The following is a 19,052-nucleotide window of genomic DNA, read 5'->3' on the forward strand; positions in this document are numbered from 1 at the left end:
AAACATTCCCACTACTTTTTTATAACAAACGGGAAACAATTTCCAATGTTAATTGATTAAACCTTAAAGTCAGACTTGATACTTATGCAGGGAAACCGTCTATTTGGCGTTATTATCCGCGACTAACTGAATAAAAAGTCTAATTTTAATTTCACCCCTAGGTTTTAAGCTGTAAGAAAACAAAACAATTAATTAACATATCGTTCTCGATTTACGCTCTATTCGCTCTGGAACCAGAATCGAAAATCTTTCCAGTTAAAGAATCAATCGCCTACATAGCCATCATCATGCCAATCGTTCTATAATCATAAAGACGATATATCGCACATTTCTAATTTAATAAGACTCTGGTTTAACTATGACTAAATATGGTGATGAAATACCCGTTTCGACTCAGCTAAGTATCGATTCCCATGCCGACTTTCTGCCGGAAAATAAACTCCTACTCAATGCGGTGGGAGAAGGCATCTACGGCTTCGATCTAAAGGGTAATGCAGTGTTCATTAACCCCGCTGCCGAGAGAATGACTGGCTGGAAGAATGAAGAGCTATTGGGACGTAATATTCATAACAGCCATCACCATAGTCATGCCGATGGCAGCCACTACCCTCAGCAAGATTGCCCTATTTACAATACCTTACATGATGGTATCGCCCGAGAAACAAGTCAGGATGTGTTCTGGCGAAAAGACGGTAGCAGTTTTCCGGTGCATTACACCTCAACCCCAGTCTATAAAGATGGCGAGCTTATCGGCGTAGTCGCGATATTTCGTGACATTAGTATTCAGAAGCAAACCGAAGACTCTTTAAGGCAGGCATTAGAACAAGTTCAGGCCTTGTCTGAGAAACTCACCAACGAGAACCACTACCTGCTGGCCGAGCTGGCCGATAGAACCGGAGATGTAGGCATATCCGGGGAGAGTCAGGTGATCCAACAGATGATCCGCCAAATAAAGCTGGTCGCTAATACTAATAGCACAGTACTCATTTACGGTGAAAACGGTACGGGTAAGGAGCTGGTAGCACGCAACCTTCATAGACTCAGCGATCGCAGCAATAAACCCATGGTGAGTGTTAACTGCGCCGCCTTCTCAACCTCGCTACTTGAGAGTGAATTATTCGGCCATGAGAAAGGGGCATTCACAGGTGCATTCAGCCGTCGCAAGGGTCGTTTCGAACTCGCTAATAATGGCACCCTATTTCTCGATGAAGTCGCCGAATTGAGCATGGAAGCTCAGTCTAAATTACTCAGAGTCATACAAGAACAGGAATTTGAGCGAGTCGGCAGCAGCGAAACTATCAAGGTAAACATCAGGCTAGTCGCAGCTAGCCACCATGATCTACTCAAGCGGGTAGAACTGGGGTTATTCAGGATGGATCTCTATTATCGTCTCAATGTCTTTCCCATCAAGGTCCCCGCCCTTAGAGAACGCCCCGATGACATCCCCCAGCTAATCCGCCATATAGTCACAGAATTAAATAGAAAACTAGGAAAAAAAATCAAAGGTGTCAGTAAGCAAGGTCTTAAAAATCTGATGGCCTACTCCTGGCCGGGTAATGTCAGGGAGTTACAGAACCTGCTCGAGCGATTCAGCATTCTGAGCCATGGCCCCATACTGCATATCCCTAAGATAACCCCCCAAACGACTGAAAACCCAGTTAAGGGTGAGAAAACCTTAGCCCAAGTCGAAGCCGAACATATCAAACAGACACTGCAACGGCTTAGCTGGCGCATCTCTGGCCCCAAAGGCGCTGCGGCCGTATTAGGTCTACCTCCGAGTACCCTGAGATCTCGCATGAAAAAACTCAACGTAATTCGCGGGGTTTAAAAACAGAAAATTAGGCCTTCATTCAAAAGTACTGAGCTCTCCTATAAAAAACTAGACGTAATACGCGGGGTTTAATCTGCACATTTGTTCGATATATCACAATAACGTGATATATCGTGACTCATGGATTAACCTACAAATTTAAATGGCTAATTTTCAACTAGTTAAACACGTCTAATTCTGGCCTTACTCTTGCTTTAGCTGTAGCACTCTGTGTGAGAGTAAGTTGTCGGAAGCCAAACATGAAAAACAATATTAATTCATCATCTATAAACCCAATATCGATAAAGGCCGGGGCCCTAGTACAATTATCGCCAGCCCTAGCTAAGACCAGCCAGACTATTGCCATAAAACAGATCCCTGCCAGCTCAAAACCCATCAATAATAAGATCCATATCAGGGAACAGAAAGGCTATTTCCAACGACTGAGGACAAGTCTAAATAGCATTATTATCGCGATATTTTTTCTACTGCCCTTGATTCAATACCAAGGCCGACAAGCGGTCTTATTCGATCTCAATAAACAAGAGTTTTATTTTTTTGGTACCACACTCTGGCCACAGGACTTTACCCTTCTTGCCTGGATATTTATCACGGCAGCCTTTCTACTGTTTTTTATCACCGCCTTTCTCGGGCGAGTCTGGTGTGGATACCTGTGCCCACAGACCGCTTGGACATTTATCTTTGTCTGGATAGAGGCGCGTATCGAGGGCAGCCATAATAAACGCCGAATTCTGGATAAGAGCCCCTGGAACCGGGACAAGATAATCAAACGCAGTGGTAAGCATCTGCTCTGGGGACTGATAGCCCTGCTCACTGGCTGTGGTTTTATCGCCTACTTTGTCCCTGCCACTAGCCTGTACCCACAGATATTTAGCTTGAGTGCCAGCCCTATGCTCACGGCCTGGGTATGGTTTTTTGCCATCTGTACCTATATCAATGCCGCCTGGATGCGAGAGATGGTATGCCTACACTTATGCCCCTATGCCAGATTTCAATCGGCCATGTTTGACGCCAACACGATTACAGTAGCCTATGACCCCAGTCGTGGTGAATCCCGAGGACCAAGAAAGCGCAAACAAGCCACCGACTTGGGTGATTGTATCGACTGTAACTTGTGTGTCGATGTCTGTCCCACTGGAATAGACATACGTAACGGCCTGCAATATGAGTGTATTAACTGCGGCGCCTGTGTCGATGCCTGTGATCAGACCATGGATAAATTTGGCTATGCGCGCAATCTCATCGGCTATCGCAGCGAGAATCATCTAAAGGGCCAGAGAAACAAACCCCTGACTTCACTTAAGTTCTTAGGCTATGGCATAGCAGCCATGGTGATGTTCTCGGTGATCTGCATCGACATTTACCTGAAAAAAGATATTCAGCTCAATGTACTCAGAGACAGGCAGAGCCTCTACCGTGAGACTCTGGATGATAAAATTGAAAACAGTTACACCCTCAAGGTCCGTAATAAGACCCAGAGTGAGAAATACTACCGTCTGTCTGTCTCTGGCAACAGACACTACAGCCTGCAGGAAAGCATAGAGCTCAAGGTCAAGGCGGGTGAACAGATAACCTACCCTCTCACTGTGTATAGCCAGGTTAACGAGGCCATAGACAAGGCCACTCCAGGTGCATATCCAATGAGAGCGGGAATGGCAAAAATCGTGTTTAAGCTCATAGACACCCAAGATCCCAACAACCAGATTTCTCAGGACTCTAATTTTTTCACTCCATAACCAGAAAATAAACGTTTAAGCAAAGAGTAAACTAAACCTCCCCCGCCCACCCCGCTAGCCAAGTTGGCTAGCGGACAGCCCTTTTCCGGCGAATTTTGCTCCATCTAGCCAAACTAGAGCTACAACTCTAAAGTTAACATGCTGTTAGAACGAGATTAAAAGTGTGATCCAAGTCACATTCTTGTTGACCTAATACCATTTTTAGCTCTAATCTAAACATCTGTTTGATTTTTGAAGCTGCCGGGGTTAGCCAGTCTTACCCACAGGCATTCGCTTAATTCATAAGGGCTCAACCTATGGCATATGATTCAGATTCGACACTCGACCTCACTCAATACTCATCACTTATCGATCTGATAGAAACGGCGAGTGAGAAATATGCAGATAAAACCGCCTACGCCTGTTTAGGCCATCACGCCAGCTTCAGTGAAATTGAACGTGACTCTCGCTATTTTGCCGCCTATCTGCAGAGTATTTCGGGTCTTAATCCTGGCGATCGTATAGCCATACAGCTGCCCAACATTATTCAATATGTTATCGCCGCCTACGGTGCCATTCGTGCCGGCATGGTCTTAGTCAATACTAATCCCTTGTATACCGAGCGCGAACTTACCCATCAATATAATGATTCAGGCGCTAAAGTATTAGTGGTGCTATCGGATCTACTGCCAAAGCTGGAAAATGTGGTTGCCAACACAGGCATAGACACAGTGATCTCCACCCATGCGGCCGACTTACTCGCCCCTCAGACCCAAGCGCAAGTTTCATTTAAGACCCATAAATTCTTAGATGTATTAGCCCAGGGTGAAAGCTTGCCATTCAAGCGATTCAGTACAAAATTAGACACCTTAGCAGCCCTACAATACACAGGCGGCACTACCGGATTATCTAAGGGGGCCATGCTTAGCCATAGCAACCTCATCGCTAATGCCATGCAAATTAAGTCTCGCTTAGGCGATAAGCTCGTCCAGGGTGAAGAGATATTTGTCGCCCCACTGCCCGTCTATCATATCTACGCATTTATGATAAACCTGGTGCTCTATTTCGAGCGCGGTTGCTGCTCGGTCTTGGTGCCGAATCCGAGAGATATCGGGTCGCTTATTAAGACACTCTCAGACTATAAATTTACCGGTTTCGCCGGACTCAACACCCTATTTGTCGGTTTATGCCATCAAGTCGAATTTAAGGCATTGGATTTTAGTCATCTCAAGGTCACCATATCCGGTGGCACAGCCCTAACCCAAGCCGCAGCAGGCATGTGGAAAGAGACAACCGACTGCACCATATCCGAAGGTTACGGTTTATCTGAAACCTCTCCGGTTGTTTCACTCAATGCTCCGGGTCTCGAGCAACTGGGGACGATAGGTAAGCCGGTCATAGGCACTCAGGTTAAGATTCTCGATAATGATGGTAATGAAGTGCCCCAGGGCGAGACCGGCGAACTGGCTTTGAAGGGTCCTCAGGTGATGAGTGCCTATTGGAATAAGCCGGAAGAAACCGCCGAGGTGATGACAGATGATGGTTACTTTAAAACCGGCGATATCGCCCTGGCGACCCAAGATGGTCTGCACCAGATAGTCGACCGTAAGAAAGATATGATTATCGTCTCAGGTTTCAACGTCTACCCTAACGAAGTTGAAAATGTACTGGCAAGCCATGAAACTGTGCTCGAGTGTGCCGTTATTGGCGTAACCGATGAACGCTGCGGCGAAGCGGTAAAAGCCGTTATCGTACTAACCGATCCAAATTGTGACCCAGAGGCTGCCAAAGAGGCCATCATCTCTTACTGCCGCGAGCAATTAACCGCCTATAAGATACCTAAACAAATTGAGTTTATGTCAGCCCTGCCAAAGTCTACGGTAGGTAAGATTTTAAGAAGAGAGTTAAGGAAGTAAATACCCTAGGTACAAGTTCCGAGCTAAAGACAAAGCAAAGAAAGCTATAAGCTGTAAGTTCGAGACACAAAAAAATCAGGGGCTATCTAGCCCCTTTTTACTCGCTGACCCCGAACATTAATCAAACCAGCACCTTTTACTTACAACTTACCGCTTAAGACTCCCGACTCAAAGTGCTCTTAGCCACTGCTTGATATCTGGCCTGACATCCGGGCTAACGACTATGGCCATATGACTCAGTCCCGGTAATAGTTTCACTTCTGCCTTATTGTTATTCGGCAGCAAGCTTGAAATAAGCGCTTGGTACTTATCGGCGAACATGGTCTCGTCAGCGCTGCCTGCCAACAAGAGCAGTGGCTGACTGATGGCACTGATATCTTTTCGATAATTCCGTGGTGCAAATGAGCTATTGAGTCTAAAGGAATAAGCCAGCGTCTCAGTGCCGTTGCGAACCGCCTCGGGCATATTGAACTCGATACAGTTGAGATGATCCAGACCATGGATGCCAATACTATTTAGCATACTCAAGCCTATAATTCTGGCGGTATAGGGTTTAGCCCAGCCTCCGGCATTGGGCCTGGTCGTGGGGGCATTGTGATAGATGAAAGGTGCTAGCAGTAGGTAAGCATCGGCCAAATCGCCATACGCGCCTCCGGCGAAACGTATGGCTAAACCACCACCTGAAGAATGTCCCCCCATGATGATAGTGCTGCTCTGCAAACCTTTCAGCTCAGCATCTTGTTGCAGCTGAACAATTAAATCCGCCAGATCATCTTCGAACTGGCCTATATAATCGATATCCCCTCGCCTGCTTGGACTCACCCCATGACCCCGCAGATCCGGCGTCACCACCTGAGCTAGCCCCTGCTCGCTAATATATTTGGCCAGAGGGAAAAATTGCTGACTGTGCCAGCCAGAGCCATGGAGCAGAATTAATACCTTGTCGGAATCACTGGCATAGTAGCGGTAATCCAATTGTGCCCCATCACGGGCGGTATAACTCTGCAGCGCAGGCATGCCACTATAGTCGAGCCTCATCTCGGAGAAATCGATACCTTGGTCCACAAGAGCCCCTTGTTTTATCGAGCCTGCTTTATTCATCACGGCCTTAGCTTCGACAGCATCAGGCCCACCGAAATAGACAAGCCCGAAGGCTATACCCAAGTAGATAAGAATAGAGATACTTACCGAAATAAAAATCCGTTTTAATATTGGTGACATAATTTTCTATCTTGAATTAACAGGAAGTCAGAGTGACTGTATACAGAGACATAATGTCGCCATAGTCTGACAAGTTCAATAACAAGTTTGGTTCGCTTCGAATGAAGCTTGATTACATTTTCGGTTTTGCTTCTGGCTTTGTTGGTATTTGGTTGATTAATGAAAGTCGTACCTTCATGGTTATCTATCGCCTACCCGGCGGGGATGTGCACATGCTTCTGCGAGCCGCCGCAAGCACATCCTTGTGGGCTCTGCCAAAACATCCCTGTTTTGGAAGCTCACAGCTGCATCTACACTAGTTATTTCCCCTCTTCGAATGAAGCTTGATTACATTTATGGTGGTTCATTTGGCAGTGTTGGTATTTGTTTGCGTGTTTGAAGGCCGTACCTTCACTGTAATTTATAGCCTGCGGCTCGCTTATGTGCACTCTTTACTTTGAGATAGTTCTGCGAGACGCCGGCTCTTGATTTCATAAGAGTCATCCATGGAAGCTCTGCCAAATCAAACAACGTCCATGTTTAACGGCCAGTTCGGCAAAATATGTCTATATACAACAGCCAGTTCAGCTTCCATGCTTCTCGTTCATAGGCTCATGGCTATGCCATATTCACCCAGCCTCTCGTTCGGAGAGTATCACTTCGCGATACCTCACCCTGTTTTGGAAGCTCGCAGCTGCATCTACACTGGCTGATTTACAAGAAAGGTGTTTCTTCGATTTATGCTCTATTTCAGAAAAAATTATGCCTGCAGTCCTATTTATTCTGTCTTCTTTAATTTGCGAATGAAGCTTGATGACATTTTTGATTTAGCTTCTGCCCGTGGCCCTCTGTGTTCTCCGTGGTGAATAGCCTTTGTTATCCTCGAAGGTATGACAGTCCAATCTTTTCTTATGCCTGTGGCATAATGGCATTCAGTAGAGAACAGATAACTAGATAACTAGATAACAGAGTAGTGATAATGGACAACCAGCAAGAAAGCTACATGACTGAAGAAACATTAATTGAAACTGTCGAGAATCAAATCGTCGACGGTGAACCCAAAAAGGTAAAAGAAACCTTGATGCGTCTAGTCATGACAGGAACACCGCGTGAAGAAGCGATTCAATGGATGGCCTGCGCGCTGGCTATCGAAGTATCCGATATCATGAAACATGGAGCCTCTTTTAACGCAAAGCGTTATGACCAACATTTGGATGAATTACCTAATATGGACTGGTTAGAAGATTAACAACCAAAGTGAGCTAGCCTTCGAATGAAGGCTGATTACATTTTCTGATTTAGCTTCTGGCTGAGTTGATATTTGGTGATGGGTTTGAAGGTCGACCCTTCACTGTAACCTAACGCCTGTCTGGCGAGGTATGTGCATTTTTTATTTAGAGTAGGTTCTGCGAGTCGCTACAAGTCCGACCATGGAAGCTCGCAGCCGCATCTAAACAGGCTGATTTATAATAAAGGTATTTCTTCGATTTAAGTGATATTTGTTAGTGAGCTAACACGGAAATGACACCATATTATAAACGCAGCTAAATTTTACTCTTACCGATTAACTTAATTAACTTCCTACAGAAAATTAATTTATTAAAATTAAATTATTCTAGTTATAAATAACTAGTCATAAGCATACTTTAGATTGATATACATATAATATACAAAATCCATATTGCCATGAATTATTTCAGCTGTTAGCTTCCATAACTAATAAACTGATAGTCAGTAATATTGAATAATATAAAGTTATCGAGCACACAAATTGAAAAATACACTACTACATAAAGCAAAGACCTTACTTAGTTACATCCTTATTATTTCAGCTGGATTAGGTATTGGCATTGGAGCTAAGTATGGTTTAGACCTATATAATCAACAGCCAAACTTAATTTCACAAAACACAAACCCCCACTACAAAGGTGTTGATAGTAAAGTCATTATCTATACCACGCAGTGGTGTCCTTATTGTAAAAAAGCCAAGCAGTACCTAACAGATAACAGCATTGATTATATCGAAAGGGATATTGAATCAGGTAGTGAAGAAATAAATAGATTATATAAATCGATAGGCTATCCAGGAGTTCCAAAAATAGTTATCGGTAATAAAATTATAAATGGTTTTAACGAATCACTGCTATCTAATGTACTGAGCTCACAGGATTTACTTTAGGTAAACCAACTTTAAAGATATTAATAGTAAAGCAGTAACAAGGTAGCGGAAATTACATTCATTATTTAATTACAAGGAAGCATTATGATAAATAAAAAATTAGCAGTATTAGCGGCAAGTATAGGACTAGGTTTAAGCTCATTTTACGCTATTTCAGCACCGCAATGTGGAACCGATTCTCGATGCCATTATACATACGATAGAGCTATGTCTTCATGCATGAACACAACAAACCCAGTGGTGATTGATGGAGTTCGTTACGATAGATACAATACTCGAGCTGAATGTGATGCAGTCTACAGTGTCGATTTACAACGATGTCTAGCCGGTGATACCAATGGCCCAGGTGCGCCGTCGGGTTGTAATTAGATAAAAAATTATGGGTGTAACTCAAATGATTTACACCCATAGTTACTTTTTGATGAGATCAAGCAGATAAAGGGGCCGGAGCGAATTAGGAACTTCGAGTAAACTAAGATGCTTTTCCAAATCAAAACCCCATAAATTTTAGCCTGCACTCTAACCCTTCTCAGTCGAGAATTTTGTTCGTAATATCTAAGAAAATCTAAAATCGCAGAGATAACTTTCTCGAACTCATAGCCAGAGCGCCGCGTCTGAACGCATAGATTTCAAAGATAAAAGGCATGAGCCAAGAAAAAGTTATGGCTGTCCTTTATCTTTAGTTTCACTAACTCATTTCTGTCCATAAACGAGTTACGGGCCAAGTAATCGGCTCTGTGTTTACCTGACCGAAACCGTTAAGATACAAAGTGTAACACGACATACGACCCCCAAAAGCATAACATCTTTATTACAAACACTTCCATTTAACGGAAGAAGTCTTTATGTATAAGGATATTTATAATGACACTAAAAAAAGCAGCAATTCTGGGCCTTTTATTTTCATCAACCATTTCAGTGCCCGCACTGGCGATTGATTCAGTACATGTTGAATGCGATACCTGTGTAACAGACGCAGAGTTCATTACGGCTGCAAGGACTGAGGCTGTAAATAACAAAACAATCTTCGTTAACGTAATGAACTTCGAAAATTATGAGTTAAAAAAGTTCAAAACGACAAAAGATTACTATACGGAGTGTAAGGAAGAGCGCGAAGGCCAAATATGTCATAAGACGTATAGGACTTATACGTATGTTATATCGGTTACAAATTCAGAACTAAATCTCTTTACTGATTTAGCTGACTCAATAAATGATGCCAGGAAATATTATTCTCAACGTTCAATAGAAATACCTTCGACAGTAGTAGGAAGTGGATATGAACTTATTGGTGCAGGTTATATAAAAACCAAAGTCACTACCTATTTTAATCAAATGCCTCTAAAAAACAGTATCCTCGAAAAAGCGATAGTTGTTGCCGGTTCAGCTTCAAAAATAATTTCCACCTCAATCAAATTTGAAGCCCCTGCATTAGTATTTTCTTTTGCTGATGGTGTAAAAGCCTACGCCATCGTTGATTTTGTAGACATGGATGACCAAACGCATTTTAAATTTATCAAATTAATTGATAAAAATGGAAATATTATTGATTTTACCAAATCAAATCCATTCTCTGAAAAAACCTACAATTTTACAGGAATAACACTTGCTTCATGGCAAGTATTTTACACTGCTTTGAACGCATATAGCTTAACCGTTTCAGGATCGTCAAGCAGAATAGTCCCAAGAGGAACCGTAACAATTGTTGTTTGTTCTGGTGGCGCCTCAGACCCTTGTAAAAACCCTGAATAATTACACACATTGATCAACCTCTCCGCATAATAAAATGCGGAGAGAAATCTATTTTTTCACTATATCCAAGCTAAAATGTTTATAAACTCATCCCTCTCTCACCAAGTTCACGCCCTTGAGTCATTTCTTGCTGTAATGCCTTTCCAACTGTTGGAGCTGCTCGCTCAAGCCGTGCACTTGCCTGATCAAGTCCCTGACACTCGATTTTAATAAAAGACGGGACAGGCATATCTTTTGTGCTTTAGAACTTCCCCCCCTTGTTCAGTAACAAAGGGGTCGGAGCGAATAAGGTCAAACTTTCTTGTAAATCCCCAAGTGTGAACGCGGCTGTGACCTTCCGTGACATGGACGTCACGGCAGAGCCCACAGGGATTGTGCTTGCGGCGAGTCACAGAAGTGTTTGCACATTTAGCGAGCCGCAGGCTATAAATATAACTGAGGTCATGGCATCCAGCCAACCAAACACCAAAACCAAAACCAGCCCAATGAACCCACTCTAAAAAGATACTTGCTACTTGTTATCCGACAAGTTTTAAGTTTCTGTTATCAACTGCAAACTAGCAAACTCTCGATAAAGTTCACTGCTCTGCATCAATTCTTGGTGAGTGCCACTCGCCACTAACTGGCCTCTTTCCATCACCAGAATCCGGTCGGCATTGAGCACTGTCGCTAAGCGATGGGCGATGATCAAGCTGGTCTTACCCACCATTAAGCTGTCTAATGCCTGCTTAACCTTGTGCTCACTGATGGCATCGAGTGCACTGGTGGCTTCATCGAGTAAGAGTATCGGCCTGTCGGCTAAAATAGCTCTGGCGATGGCGATTCTCTGCTTCTGCCCCCCGGATAATCTCACTCCTCGCTCGCCCAAATAAGTTTGGTAACCATCCCTAAATTCTGCGATAAATTCATGGGCGCGAGCGGCCTCACAGGCTTTAATCACCTCCTCCTCGCTGGCATCTAACCTGCCATACCGCACGTTTTCTAACACACTGGTGGCGAAAATAACCGACTCCTGCGGCACCAGAGCGTATTGTTGGCGTAGTATCTGCGGCTCAAGGTGGGCAATATCGATACCATCTAGCTCTATGGTGCCGGCGTTTAAACAGTAGAAACGTTGTAGCAACTCAAACAAGGTACTCTTGCCCGCACCACTGGCACCGACCAGGGCTACCCTCTCGCCTGGGTGGATATGAATATCTAGGCCTCTAATCACCTCTGCATCATTAGCAGCTACAGACTTGTCACTAGTCTCTGTCTGCTCAAGCTGAGAGTCTTGGATATTTTGATAGCTAAAGTGCACTCCATTGAGCTTAAGATCGCCTTTGACCTTAGGTGGCAGTTCGACCGGATTATTTATAGTGGGAATATCTATGGGGGTCTCGATAAGCTCTATCAAGCGCTCGGAGGCACCGGCGGCCCTCTGTATATCACCGATCACTTCACTGATGGTGGCTACCGAACCCGCGACCATCACAGCATAGAACATAAATGCCGACAGTTCACCGCCGGTCATGCCACCGGACATCACATCATGAGCACCGACCCAAGTCACTAAGGCGATAGCAAAAATACTGAGGAACATCACTAGGGCGATGAGAATCGAGCGATACCAAATACGGCCTTTCGCCGCATCCATTACGGCTTCGACCCTGTTGCTAAACAGGGCCCTGTCTTGATCTTCATGGGAATAGGCCTGCACCGTATGGATCTCGTGTAGCGTCTCATCGACATAGGCTCCCAGATCACCGACTCTGTCCTGGCTCTTACGGGATAACTCTCTGACTTTGCGGCCGAAGAAGAAGATAGGACCCAATACCAAAGGAACGGCCAACAAGACCAGACCTGTCATCTTGATGCTGGTGATCCCCATCATCACGATACCGCCCATCACAGTCACGCTGGCGCGCAGAGCCATGGAGAGACTAGAGCCCACCACAGACTGAAGCAGAGTCGTGTCTGCGGTAAAGCGAGATATCACCTCTCCCGTTCGCAGCTTGGCATAGAAGCCCGGTGAAAGCTTAAGCAGATGGTCATATACTTTAAGACGAATATCGGCGCTGACTCGCTCTCCGAGCCAGGTCATCAGATAGAAGCGGCAGAAGACGGCTGAGCTGCTCAAGGCTGTGATACCTATCACCAGCATGATGATTTCGTTGAGACGATTGCCATTTTCCTGTAAGAAGCCTTCATCCACCATAAGGCGAACACCTTGGCCTAAAGACAACCAGGCCATTGAGCCGATAAACAAAAATACGATGGCCGCTATGACTCTGGTCTTATAAGGTTTAAGAAAGCTCGCGATCCATGTCAACACTGACTGTTGGCGAACATGGGGCTTAGAACTCTTTGGCGCCGAAGCTGATGTAAGCGATTTAGTCGCCTCTGTGTTTATGGACGAGGCTGAAGAAGCATCTTGACTCAAGGGGCATCCTTAATGGAGAAGCAATAACGAAAGATTAACTGCTTTTATTAACTTTATAAAAGGGAGAATAACAAAGCCCGCGTTAAAAGGCGGGCTTTGTTTGTATCAGGAGGTTTTATAGCGAACATGCATGCTCGGTCTTCTCAGCAAATTACGCTGACTCGGCAATCTCAGCTTCTACTTTTGGCGCGCCGCCGTGATGGCCGTCGCGCTTCCAGTCCACATCTAGCAATTCAGAACCCGTCAGGCTAAATGCCTGACCGAAGCCTTTCACATAGAGGCCATGGTGAGGTGTCAGCTTGAACAGGTTAAAATCTTTCAATACCGATAGATTATCTATCATCTCACCAAACCGTGCCGACAGTGCCGCTACACCTTTGGTAAATACTTGGGTATCTCTGTCTACGATACTCGCATGGGCATCGAAGGTCAGGCGTTTGCGGGCGAAGATAGTTTTCGCTTCCGACTCATCTTCAACCAGCATGACAGATACTTCAGATGACTCTTTCAGGTTAGTGCCGTGTCTTGCAAGCTCACTGACTAAGATATAGAAACCATCATCGGCGAGGGCAAAAGGGGCATAACTGGCATTTGGCACACCCGCTGCATTTTTAGTTGCCAGCTGTAATGAACTGCGACTGGCCTTAAACTCTTCGATTTCTGGCAGTAATTTTTCGCGCAATCTCTGCTCTTTAACTTGTGAGTTTTTTTTATCTGCTGACATTTTTTCTGCTGATACTTTTGCTTCTGACGCTCTTGATTCTGACATGAATTACTCTCTACACTCTGTATATTTAGGGCTATATCAAACAGCTGATAGCTGCTTCAAGGCTTTAAATCGACTGACCTGTTCAGGGATCAGTACTCGCTTCTTGTCTCTACCCAAATAAATCTTAAATACTACTTCGCCCTTGGCGCCGAAGAAGTTGAACGCATGACTCTCTTGGCCTCTGAACGGTCGGCTAAGTAAAGCGATTGCACTGACATCATCTAGCTTGAGATGGCCATGCAGGCCCTCGCCCTTAGTGATCAAGTTGTAATAGCCGTGGGCATATTTGCCCTTGGGGAATGCGCCTTTAAATTCGAAGATACTGCCCGAGACCGAGATTATTGTGGTCATAGCTCCCCAAGTAGGCAACTCCTCCAATAAACTGTCTTTCTCGCTCAAATCCAATAGGGAAAACTGCCCCTCGGGAAGTTGAGATACGACTTCTAACTCTGTGACTGCCAACTCGGCTGCAATCTGACCCGCCATCAACTCAGGTCTATCATTTAGCATGGAGCGAATAGCCAGTTTTATCTCATCGGTAACTTGCTCAGCGATTACTTTTTCCATTGGATTTCCCATCAATAAATGTGTTCTCTTAGCTTCGAATGCTTTAGGTAGGATACTGACACTCATTCGAAGTGCTCTGTTAACCAGCTCAAAGAGGAAGTGCCTTACTTAGGTCACGTTAGCGGCAACTTAGTAAATATCGACAGCTTCCTCTGTGAGTAACAAGGGTTTAAATCCATTTAAAAATAGTGTGTTACTTTTTAATGCTAGCTATAACTGCTAGCTATCAAGATTAGAAATTGTATCTAGCAGACAGTTTGAAATTACGCCCCTGTTCATTCAGATTCTGCCATGCCTGAAGGTACTCTTCGTCACCAATATTTTCGATAGCAAAATCAACTCTTAAGCCTTCGAATGTCCCCATGGCTGGTTCCCATGCCATATACACATCCCATAAGGTGTATTGCTCAAACTGCTCTCGATCTTGATAAGAATCAGGTCGTTGATCTTGTTTTGCCACATAGGTAAGACGGGTACCAAACTTAACATCTCCCTGCATTACGCCTTGAGATAGATCCGCAACAAATTTCTTAGCCGGAATATCTGTCAGGTATTGATCGGTGTTTTTATCTTTACCTTCGGTCTGACCATAATTTAGCAACAAGCGGGTCTGCTCGTAGCGGTAGCGGGTACTGATCTCGAAACCGGTTAACTTGGCCTCATCGATGTTATCCCAAGATGTGGTCATAGTCGGAGCACCATGCTCAAACGAGATGTCCGAAACCGTCATTTCGATGAAGTCATCCACATCGTTGCGGAACACGTTCACTGTGATAGCCAGCTCGTCATCACCTGCCAAGTTGCTAAAGCGCATATCCGCCTTAATCTCTTTATTCTTGGCTTTTTCCGCTTTCAGATCTGGGTTGATCTCGAAGGTGTTACACAAAAAGTGAGGAATACAGAAATGGGTACCGGTAGAGTACATCTCTTCTATGCTAGGTGCTCTGAAGGCTTCGTCATATCTGACACTCAAGGTCAGCCAATCTGAGGTATTCCACACCAGACCCAAGGAGGAAGATACCGCATCGTCGTCGGAAGACTTATCTAAGTTGATGCTCTCATTCTTGAAGGTGTCATAACGTAGTGCAGGCTCTAGCGCTAAGGTATCTGTAATGTCTACTCTTGCCTTAGCGAATGCGCCCCAGACCTTAGTTTTACCGTCGATATCATCTGGACGCTCACCCGCTTGTCCCGAGTCATCACGCACAGTTTTAATCTTATCCTGGTAACCGTCGATGCCATAAATTAGCTTGGCTGAACCTAAGGTTGAGCTGTTATTAACACTGAAACCTAAGGTCTCATATTTAGTGCTGTCAGTCTGGCCCTTAGTGACCCTGTCTTCATCGTAGTCTGTCTTGTTCCAGTAGAAGGTGGTGTTGAGGTCCAAATAGGCATTATCACTAGGGTTTAAGCTATAAGATAAGGTCATATTTTGATCTTTGGTGTTGCGGCGTACCAATGGCACTTCGTTGCTCACTGACGTAGATGGATTACTCGGCACCAATTCATCAGTTTTAGAGAAACGCCCAGAGAGCTGCAGACGTTGATCATCACTAGGCTCCCAACCAAACTTCATCAAACCGCTACTTTTCTCAGACTCACTGTTTTCTAGAGTCAGGTCATTACCTTGCTTGATGTTGTTATTATCCTTGTAGCTACCGTTAATCAACCAATCGAACTTGTCCGCCACACCGTAAATTGCACCACTGGTCTTAATCTTATCGCCATTAGTCTCGAAGCCTTGCTTAATGTAACCACCGAAGGTGTCTCCCTCATCGAGCATGTCTTGTGCCGACTTAGTATTCTGTGCCACGACACCGCCGATTGCACCACTGCCCCACAAGCTACTGGCTGGACCACGAACCACTTCAATAGATTTAAGCAGCTCAGGATCCATAAAGTAGGTTCCTCTATGGCCTGAAGTAGTATTTTGACGTGCGCCATCTATGGTCTGTAATACGCGTTGACCACCCAAGCCACGGATCTCTATCCCCTGGGAAGACGCTCTAGGACCACTGGTAACATTAATATTAGCTTCATTTTTAAGTGCCTGAGCAACCGATGCAGCTTGTAACTCCTGAAGCTTCTCTTCACCAACAACGGCTACACTTCGGCTAGTTTCCGATGCTTTCTCGCTGATACGGGTGGCCGTAACTAATACTTCATCAAACTCAGTTACAGCGTCAGTTTCTTGAGCAAAAGTCTTAGCTGATATGGCCGTAGAACTCAGTGCTATCGCCATAGCTATCACTAACGGCTTCTTTGTCATCGATCATTCCCTCAGGTCTTTTATTATTGATATCTTGGCAGCCCAAATAGCCAACAATATCTAGATAAGATCGTTAGCGACTTGAAATTTCAACATATTTAATGGATTTACATCACCTTACCTGAACAGATGATTTAGATCAAATGAAAATCATTTTCATTTGCGATCTCATTTGCGTTGGTATATCTTGTCTGGGTAGTATGGATTTACAGCGAATATTCAGGGTTGAAAATAGAAGTTTGATGAGAATTAGGCTCACGCCTAAAAAGAGTAAACACCTTTGACAACGCTCATGTTTAGCAAGCTTTAGTTACCCAATACTAGTGAAACATTAACGGAGCAAGTGTTCACTGTGTCCTTGATATTAGAGAAGCATAAAAGACAATGACACCGAGACGATATTTGGCATTTGGTTGCATCACCTTGTTACTTCAAGGCGGCCTGATCGCGGCTCTGGATGCCGCACCACAAGATGTCCACAGGTTGCAGATGAATTCAGGCAGCGTCATGGGCCAGACTCAGTCGCTCAATTTGTCGATCGCGAGACCTGCCAAGGTCGAAACCAAACCAACACCCCAGAAAGAGCCCGAGCCTAAGCAAGAGATAGCCAAAGTTCAACAGTCTCCCGTAGCTCAGCCCATAGAGACTCTGGTGGCCAAAACCCAGACTAAGCCCCTCGCTAAATCAAGCGTTAAACCAGTAAAACAAGTTATCGCCAAGCAGGTCAGCAAGCCAAAGACCAAGGAATTAGCTAAATCAGCCCCTAAACCTGTACTCACGGCAAAGGCCGATGTTCAGGTACCAAATCAAGCCGAATTAGCAGCCAAGCAAGGTGTCAGCAAAACGCCCATAAAGCTGAGTAAACCGACATTTTCATCTCCACCAGCCCAACCTAGGTACCCCAAACTTGCCCGTAAGCGAGGCTTCGAGGGCACGGCAACCATAGAGGTGATATTTAATCATATAGGCGAGCAACTATCACTGACACTCATTGATAGCTCAGGATTTTCATTACTCGACAGGGCGGCAATCATGGCCGTTGAGCAGTGGCAATTCTCTCCGCCTTCGCCGCAAACGGCTTACGCTTACACGGTTAAAGTGCCGGTAAGATTTGCCCTTAATTAGCATTTAATTTTCCCTGAAAACCAGAGTCATGTGTAACCAAGGGCCAATTAGGCTACTCGAACGAGTCATAGGTTTTCAGCAAGTAGTTTTCAACCATAAGGACTCCAGATGTCTGTTAATTTGTTTACCTCCCTGAGCGAGCAGCTTGGCCCACTCACCTGGCCCATGTTCATCTGTGCCTTTATCGCCCTGATGATCATCTTAGAGCGACTCGCACTGGTGCTATTCGAGTTGCCTAAACGTGATACCTGGTTAAGAGGCATGCGCAAACAGACCAGAAGCGCAGATCCGGACCAAGTGAAATCCTTGCTGAATGAATTAAGCACGGGACGAAGCATGCTATCTAAAGGGACGCACTTACTGCTAACCCATGCAGCTCAAAACCGAGCCATGAGAGAGGAGATCGTCAATCTTTGGCTGAGTAAGCAAAAACAAGTATTGCGATCTGGCCTCAAGGTGCTGCAAGTGATTGGCATTATCACCCCGCTACTCGGTCTACTGGGAACCGTACTGGGTTTAATCGAGATGTTTAACCAACTCGGCGCTTCAGATGGTCCAGTGACTCCATCTCAGCTGGCCTCCGGCTTAGGTTTGGCTATGAATACCACAGCAGCGGGTCTCATCATCGCCGTCCCAGCCATCACCATGGCCCACCTATTTGGGATCTGGGCGGATCAGCGCTGCAGTAAGATTGCCCATGCCCTCAATCAGATCAACTTGTGGATCGAAGGATTAGATCAGGCCATGACCTTAGGCTGTGATCCACGCGCCAGTGCCTTTAGCTCCTTAGCCAATGAAGCAAGAACCAAAGAAGCTCAGACTGATAACACCCAGGTGGGCATATGATTGGACTGGAGCAAGATGATGCTGGCTCAAATATACTCGGCTTAGACCTGACACCTTTGATCGACATCATCTTCATCGTCTTAGTGTTTCTCTTGCTGACCGCTAACACTCAGTTACTGAGTCTGCCCATCGAAGTTCCAACGGAATCGACATCACAATTGCAGGCCCTATCTCAGGATAAACATCTCACCATCAATGTGATGGCTTCACAGCCATATTGGGCGCTAGATGGTGAGGAATTTGAAGACTTCGCGAAATTTGAACAAGCCTTTATCAGTAGCTTCAAGGAAAAACCAGACGTTAAGGTAATTATTGCTGCAGATAAACAAGCAAAAGTTCAGCCTTTAATGACCTTGCTTGCGCTCATGCAGAGGCAGCAAATCAGCAATACCCAGATACTGATGGAACCCTAAACAATTAAAAACAAGAATAATTAACTCATTACCCTTTTTTCGGAGCCG

General features: G+C 44.9%; 16 protein-coding genes. 11 read left to right on the forward strand and 5 right to left on the reverse strand.

Annotation, left to right across the window (positions count from 1 at the left end; all coding sequences use genetic code 11):
• Positions 1-358: 358 nt before the first annotated feature.
• From SVI_RS16735 to SVI_RS16745, 3 genes are all read left to right on the forward strand, one after another.
• Positions 359-1,828, forward strand: coding sequence for a sigma-54 interaction domain-containing protein (locus tag SVI_RS16735; protein WP_013052811.1), 1,470 nt, complete (start codon positions 359-361; stop codon positions 1,826-1,828).
• A 242-nt stretch (positions 1,829-2,070) separates the two neighbouring features.
• Positions 2,071-3,567 (forward strand): cytochrome c oxidase accessory protein CcoG, encoded by a 1,497-nt coding sequence (ccoG, locus tag SVI_RS16740; protein WP_041420049.1) that lies wholly within the window; start codon positions 2,071-2,073, stop codon positions 3,565-3,567.
• A gap of 296 nt (positions 3,568-3,863) precedes the next feature.
• Positions 3,864-5,462: an AMP-binding protein gene (locus tag SVI_RS16745; protein WP_013052813.1), complete on the forward strand. Its 1,599-nt coding sequence runs from the start codon at positions 3,864-3,866 to the stop codon at positions 5,460-5,462.
• Positions 5,463-5,630: 168 nt separating this feature from the next.
• Here the strand turns inward: SVI_RS16745 and SVI_RS16750 are convergent, their stop codons facing one another.
• Positions 5,631-6,683, reverse strand: coding sequence for an alpha/beta hydrolase (locus SVI_RS16750; RefSeq protein WP_041420050.1), 1,053 nt, complete (start codon positions 6,681-6,683; stop codon positions 5,631-5,633).
• Positions 6,684-6,784: 101 nt separating this feature from the next.
• On the opposite strand from SVI_RS16750, the gene SVI_RS16755 reads away from it, so the two are divergent.
• From SVI_RS16755 to SVI_RS16770, 5 genes are all read left to right on the forward strand, one after another.
• Complete coding sequence (locus SVI_RS16755) at positions 6,785-6,982, forward strand: hypothetical protein (protein WP_041420051.1); 198 nt, start codon at positions 6,785-6,787, stop codon at positions 6,980-6,982.
• Positions 6,983-7,665: 683 nt separating this feature from the next.
• A complete protein-coding gene (locus tag SVI_RS16760; RefSeq protein WP_231847744.1) occupies positions 7,666-7,911 on the forward strand; it encodes a hypothetical protein in 246 nt (81 codons plus the stop codon).
• Positions 7,912-8,433: 522 nt separating this feature from the next.
• A complete protein-coding gene (locus tag SVI_RS20815) occupies positions 8,434-8,841 on the forward strand; it encodes a glutaredoxin family protein (RefSeq protein WP_013052816.1) in 408 nt (135 codons plus the stop codon).
• Positions 8,842-8,925: 84 nt separating this feature from the next.
• Positions 8,926-9,210: a hypothetical protein gene (locus SVI_RS21595; protein WP_013052817.1), complete on the forward strand. Its 285-nt coding sequence runs from the start codon at positions 8,926-8,928 to the stop codon at positions 9,208-9,210.
• 495 nt (positions 9,211-9,705) lie between these two features.
• The gene (locus SVI_RS16770; RefSeq protein WP_013052818.1) at positions 9,706-10,593 is read left to right on the forward strand and encodes a hypothetical protein; all 888 of its coding nucleotides are present in this window, start codon (positions 9,706-9,708) and stop codon (positions 10,591-10,593) included.
• A 532-nt stretch (positions 10,594-11,125) separates the two neighbouring features.
• Here SVI_RS16770 and SVI_RS16775 read toward each other — a convergent pair.
• From SVI_RS16775 to SVI_RS16790, 4 genes are all read right to left on the reverse strand, one after another.
• Positions 11,126-13,015 (reverse strand): ABC transporter transmembrane domain-containing protein, encoded by a 1,890-nt coding sequence (locus SVI_RS16775; RefSeq protein WP_013052819.1) that lies wholly within the window; start codon positions 13,013-13,015, stop codon positions 11,126-11,128.
• Between the two features lie 151 nt (positions 13,016-13,166).
• Complete coding sequence (hutZ, locus tag SVI_RS16780) at positions 13,167-13,739, reverse strand: heme utilization protein HutZ (RefSeq protein WP_013052820.1); 573 nt, start codon at positions 13,737-13,739, stop codon at positions 13,167-13,169.
• Between the two features lie 81 nt (positions 13,740-13,820).
• A complete protein-coding gene (gene hutX / locus SVI_RS16785) occupies positions 13,821-14,351 on the reverse strand; it encodes a heme utilization cystosolic carrier protein HutX (RefSeq protein ID WP_013052821.1) in 531 nt (176 codons plus the stop codon).
• Between the two features lie 232 nt (positions 14,352-14,583).
• Positions 14,584-16,620 (reverse strand): TonB-dependent hemoglobin/transferrin/lactoferrin family receptor, encoded by a 2,037-nt coding sequence (locus SVI_RS16790; protein ID WP_041420052.1) that lies wholly within the window; start codon positions 16,618-16,620, stop codon positions 14,584-14,586.
• Between the two features lie 384 nt (positions 16,621-17,004).
• Between SVI_RS16790 and SVI_RS16795 the strand changes: the two genes are divergently transcribed.
• The 3 genes from SVI_RS16795 (at position 17,005) to SVI_RS16805 (ending at position 19,004) form a co-directional block, all read left to right on the forward strand.
• Positions 17,005-17,745, forward strand: a complete 741-nt coding sequence (locus SVI_RS16795; RefSeq protein WP_041420053.1) for an energy transducer TonB — start codon at positions 17,005-17,007, stop codon at positions 17,743-17,745.
• Positions 17,746-17,853: 108 nt separating this feature from the next.
• Positions 17,854-18,591, forward strand: a complete 738-nt coding sequence (locus SVI_RS16800) for a MotA/TolQ/ExbB proton channel family protein (protein WP_013052824.1) — start codon at positions 17,854-17,856, stop codon at positions 18,589-18,591.
• On the forward strand, positions 18,588-19,004 hold the full coding sequence (locus tag SVI_RS16805; protein ID WP_013052825.1) for an ExbD/TolR family protein: 417 nt from the start codon (positions 18,588-18,590) through the stop codon (positions 19,002-19,004). The genes SVI_RS16800 and SVI_RS16805 overlap by 4 nt, the downstream gene beginning before the upstream one ends.
• The last annotated feature ends 48 nt before the right edge of the window (positions 19,005-19,052 follow it).

The sequence above is a fragment of the Shewanella violacea DSS12 genome (assembly GCF_000091325.1).
Classification (GTDB): domain Bacteria; phylum Pseudomonadota; class Gammaproteobacteria; order Enterobacterales; family Shewanellaceae; genus Shewanella; species Shewanella violacea.

Coding starts and splice junctions, on each gene's coding strand:
- hutX (WP_013052821.1), bottom strand. CDS start 14,351: ATGGAAAAAGTAATCGCTGAGCAAGTTACCGATGAGATAAAACTGGCT.
- SVI_RS16735 (WP_013052811.1), top strand. CDS start 359: ATGACTAAATATGGTGATGAAATACCCGTTTCGACTCAGCTAAGTATC.
- SVI_RS16795 (WP_041420053.1), top strand. CDS start 17,005: ATGACACCGAGACGATATTTGGCATTTGGTTGCATCACCTTGTTACTT.
- SVI_RS16745 (WP_013052813.1), top strand. CDS start 3,864: ATGGCATATGATTCAGATTCGACACTCGACCTCACTCAATACTCATCA.
- SVI_RS16800 (WP_013052824.1), top strand. CDS start 17,854: ATGTCTGTTAATTTGTTTACCTCCCTGAGCGAGCAGCTTGGCCCACTC.
- ccoG (WP_041420049.1), top strand. CDS start 2,071: ATGAAAAACAATATTAATTCATCATCTATAAACCCAATATCGATAAAG.
- SVI_RS16770 (WP_013052818.1), top strand. CDS start 9,706: ATGACACTAAAAAAAGCAGCAATTCTGGGCCTTTTATTTTCATCAACC.
- SVI_RS16790 (WP_041420052.1), bottom strand. CDS start 16,620: ATGACAAAGAAGCCGTTAGTGATAGCTATGGCGATAGCACTGAGTTCT.
- SVI_RS21595 (WP_013052817.1), top strand. CDS start 8,926: ATGATAAATAAAAAATTAGCAGTATTAGCGGCAAGTATAGGACTAGGT.
- SVI_RS16750 (WP_041420050.1), bottom strand. CDS start 6,683: ATGTCACCAATATTAAAACGGATTTTTATTTCGGTAAGTATCTCTATT.
- SVI_RS16755 (WP_041420051.1), top strand. CDS start 6,785: ATGAAGCTTGATTACATTTTCGGTTTTGCTTCTGGCTTTGTTGGTATT.
- hutZ (WP_013052820.1), bottom strand. CDS start 13,739: ATGTCAGCAGATAAAAAAAACTCACAAGTTAAAGAGCAGAGATTGCGC.
- SVI_RS16760 (WP_231847744.1), top strand. CDS start 7,666: ATGACTGAAGAAACATTAATTGAAACTGTCGAGAATCAAATCGTCGAC.
- SVI_RS16805 (WP_013052825.1), top strand. CDS start 18,588: ATGATTGGACTGGAGCAAGATGATGCTGGCTCAAATATACTCGGCTTA.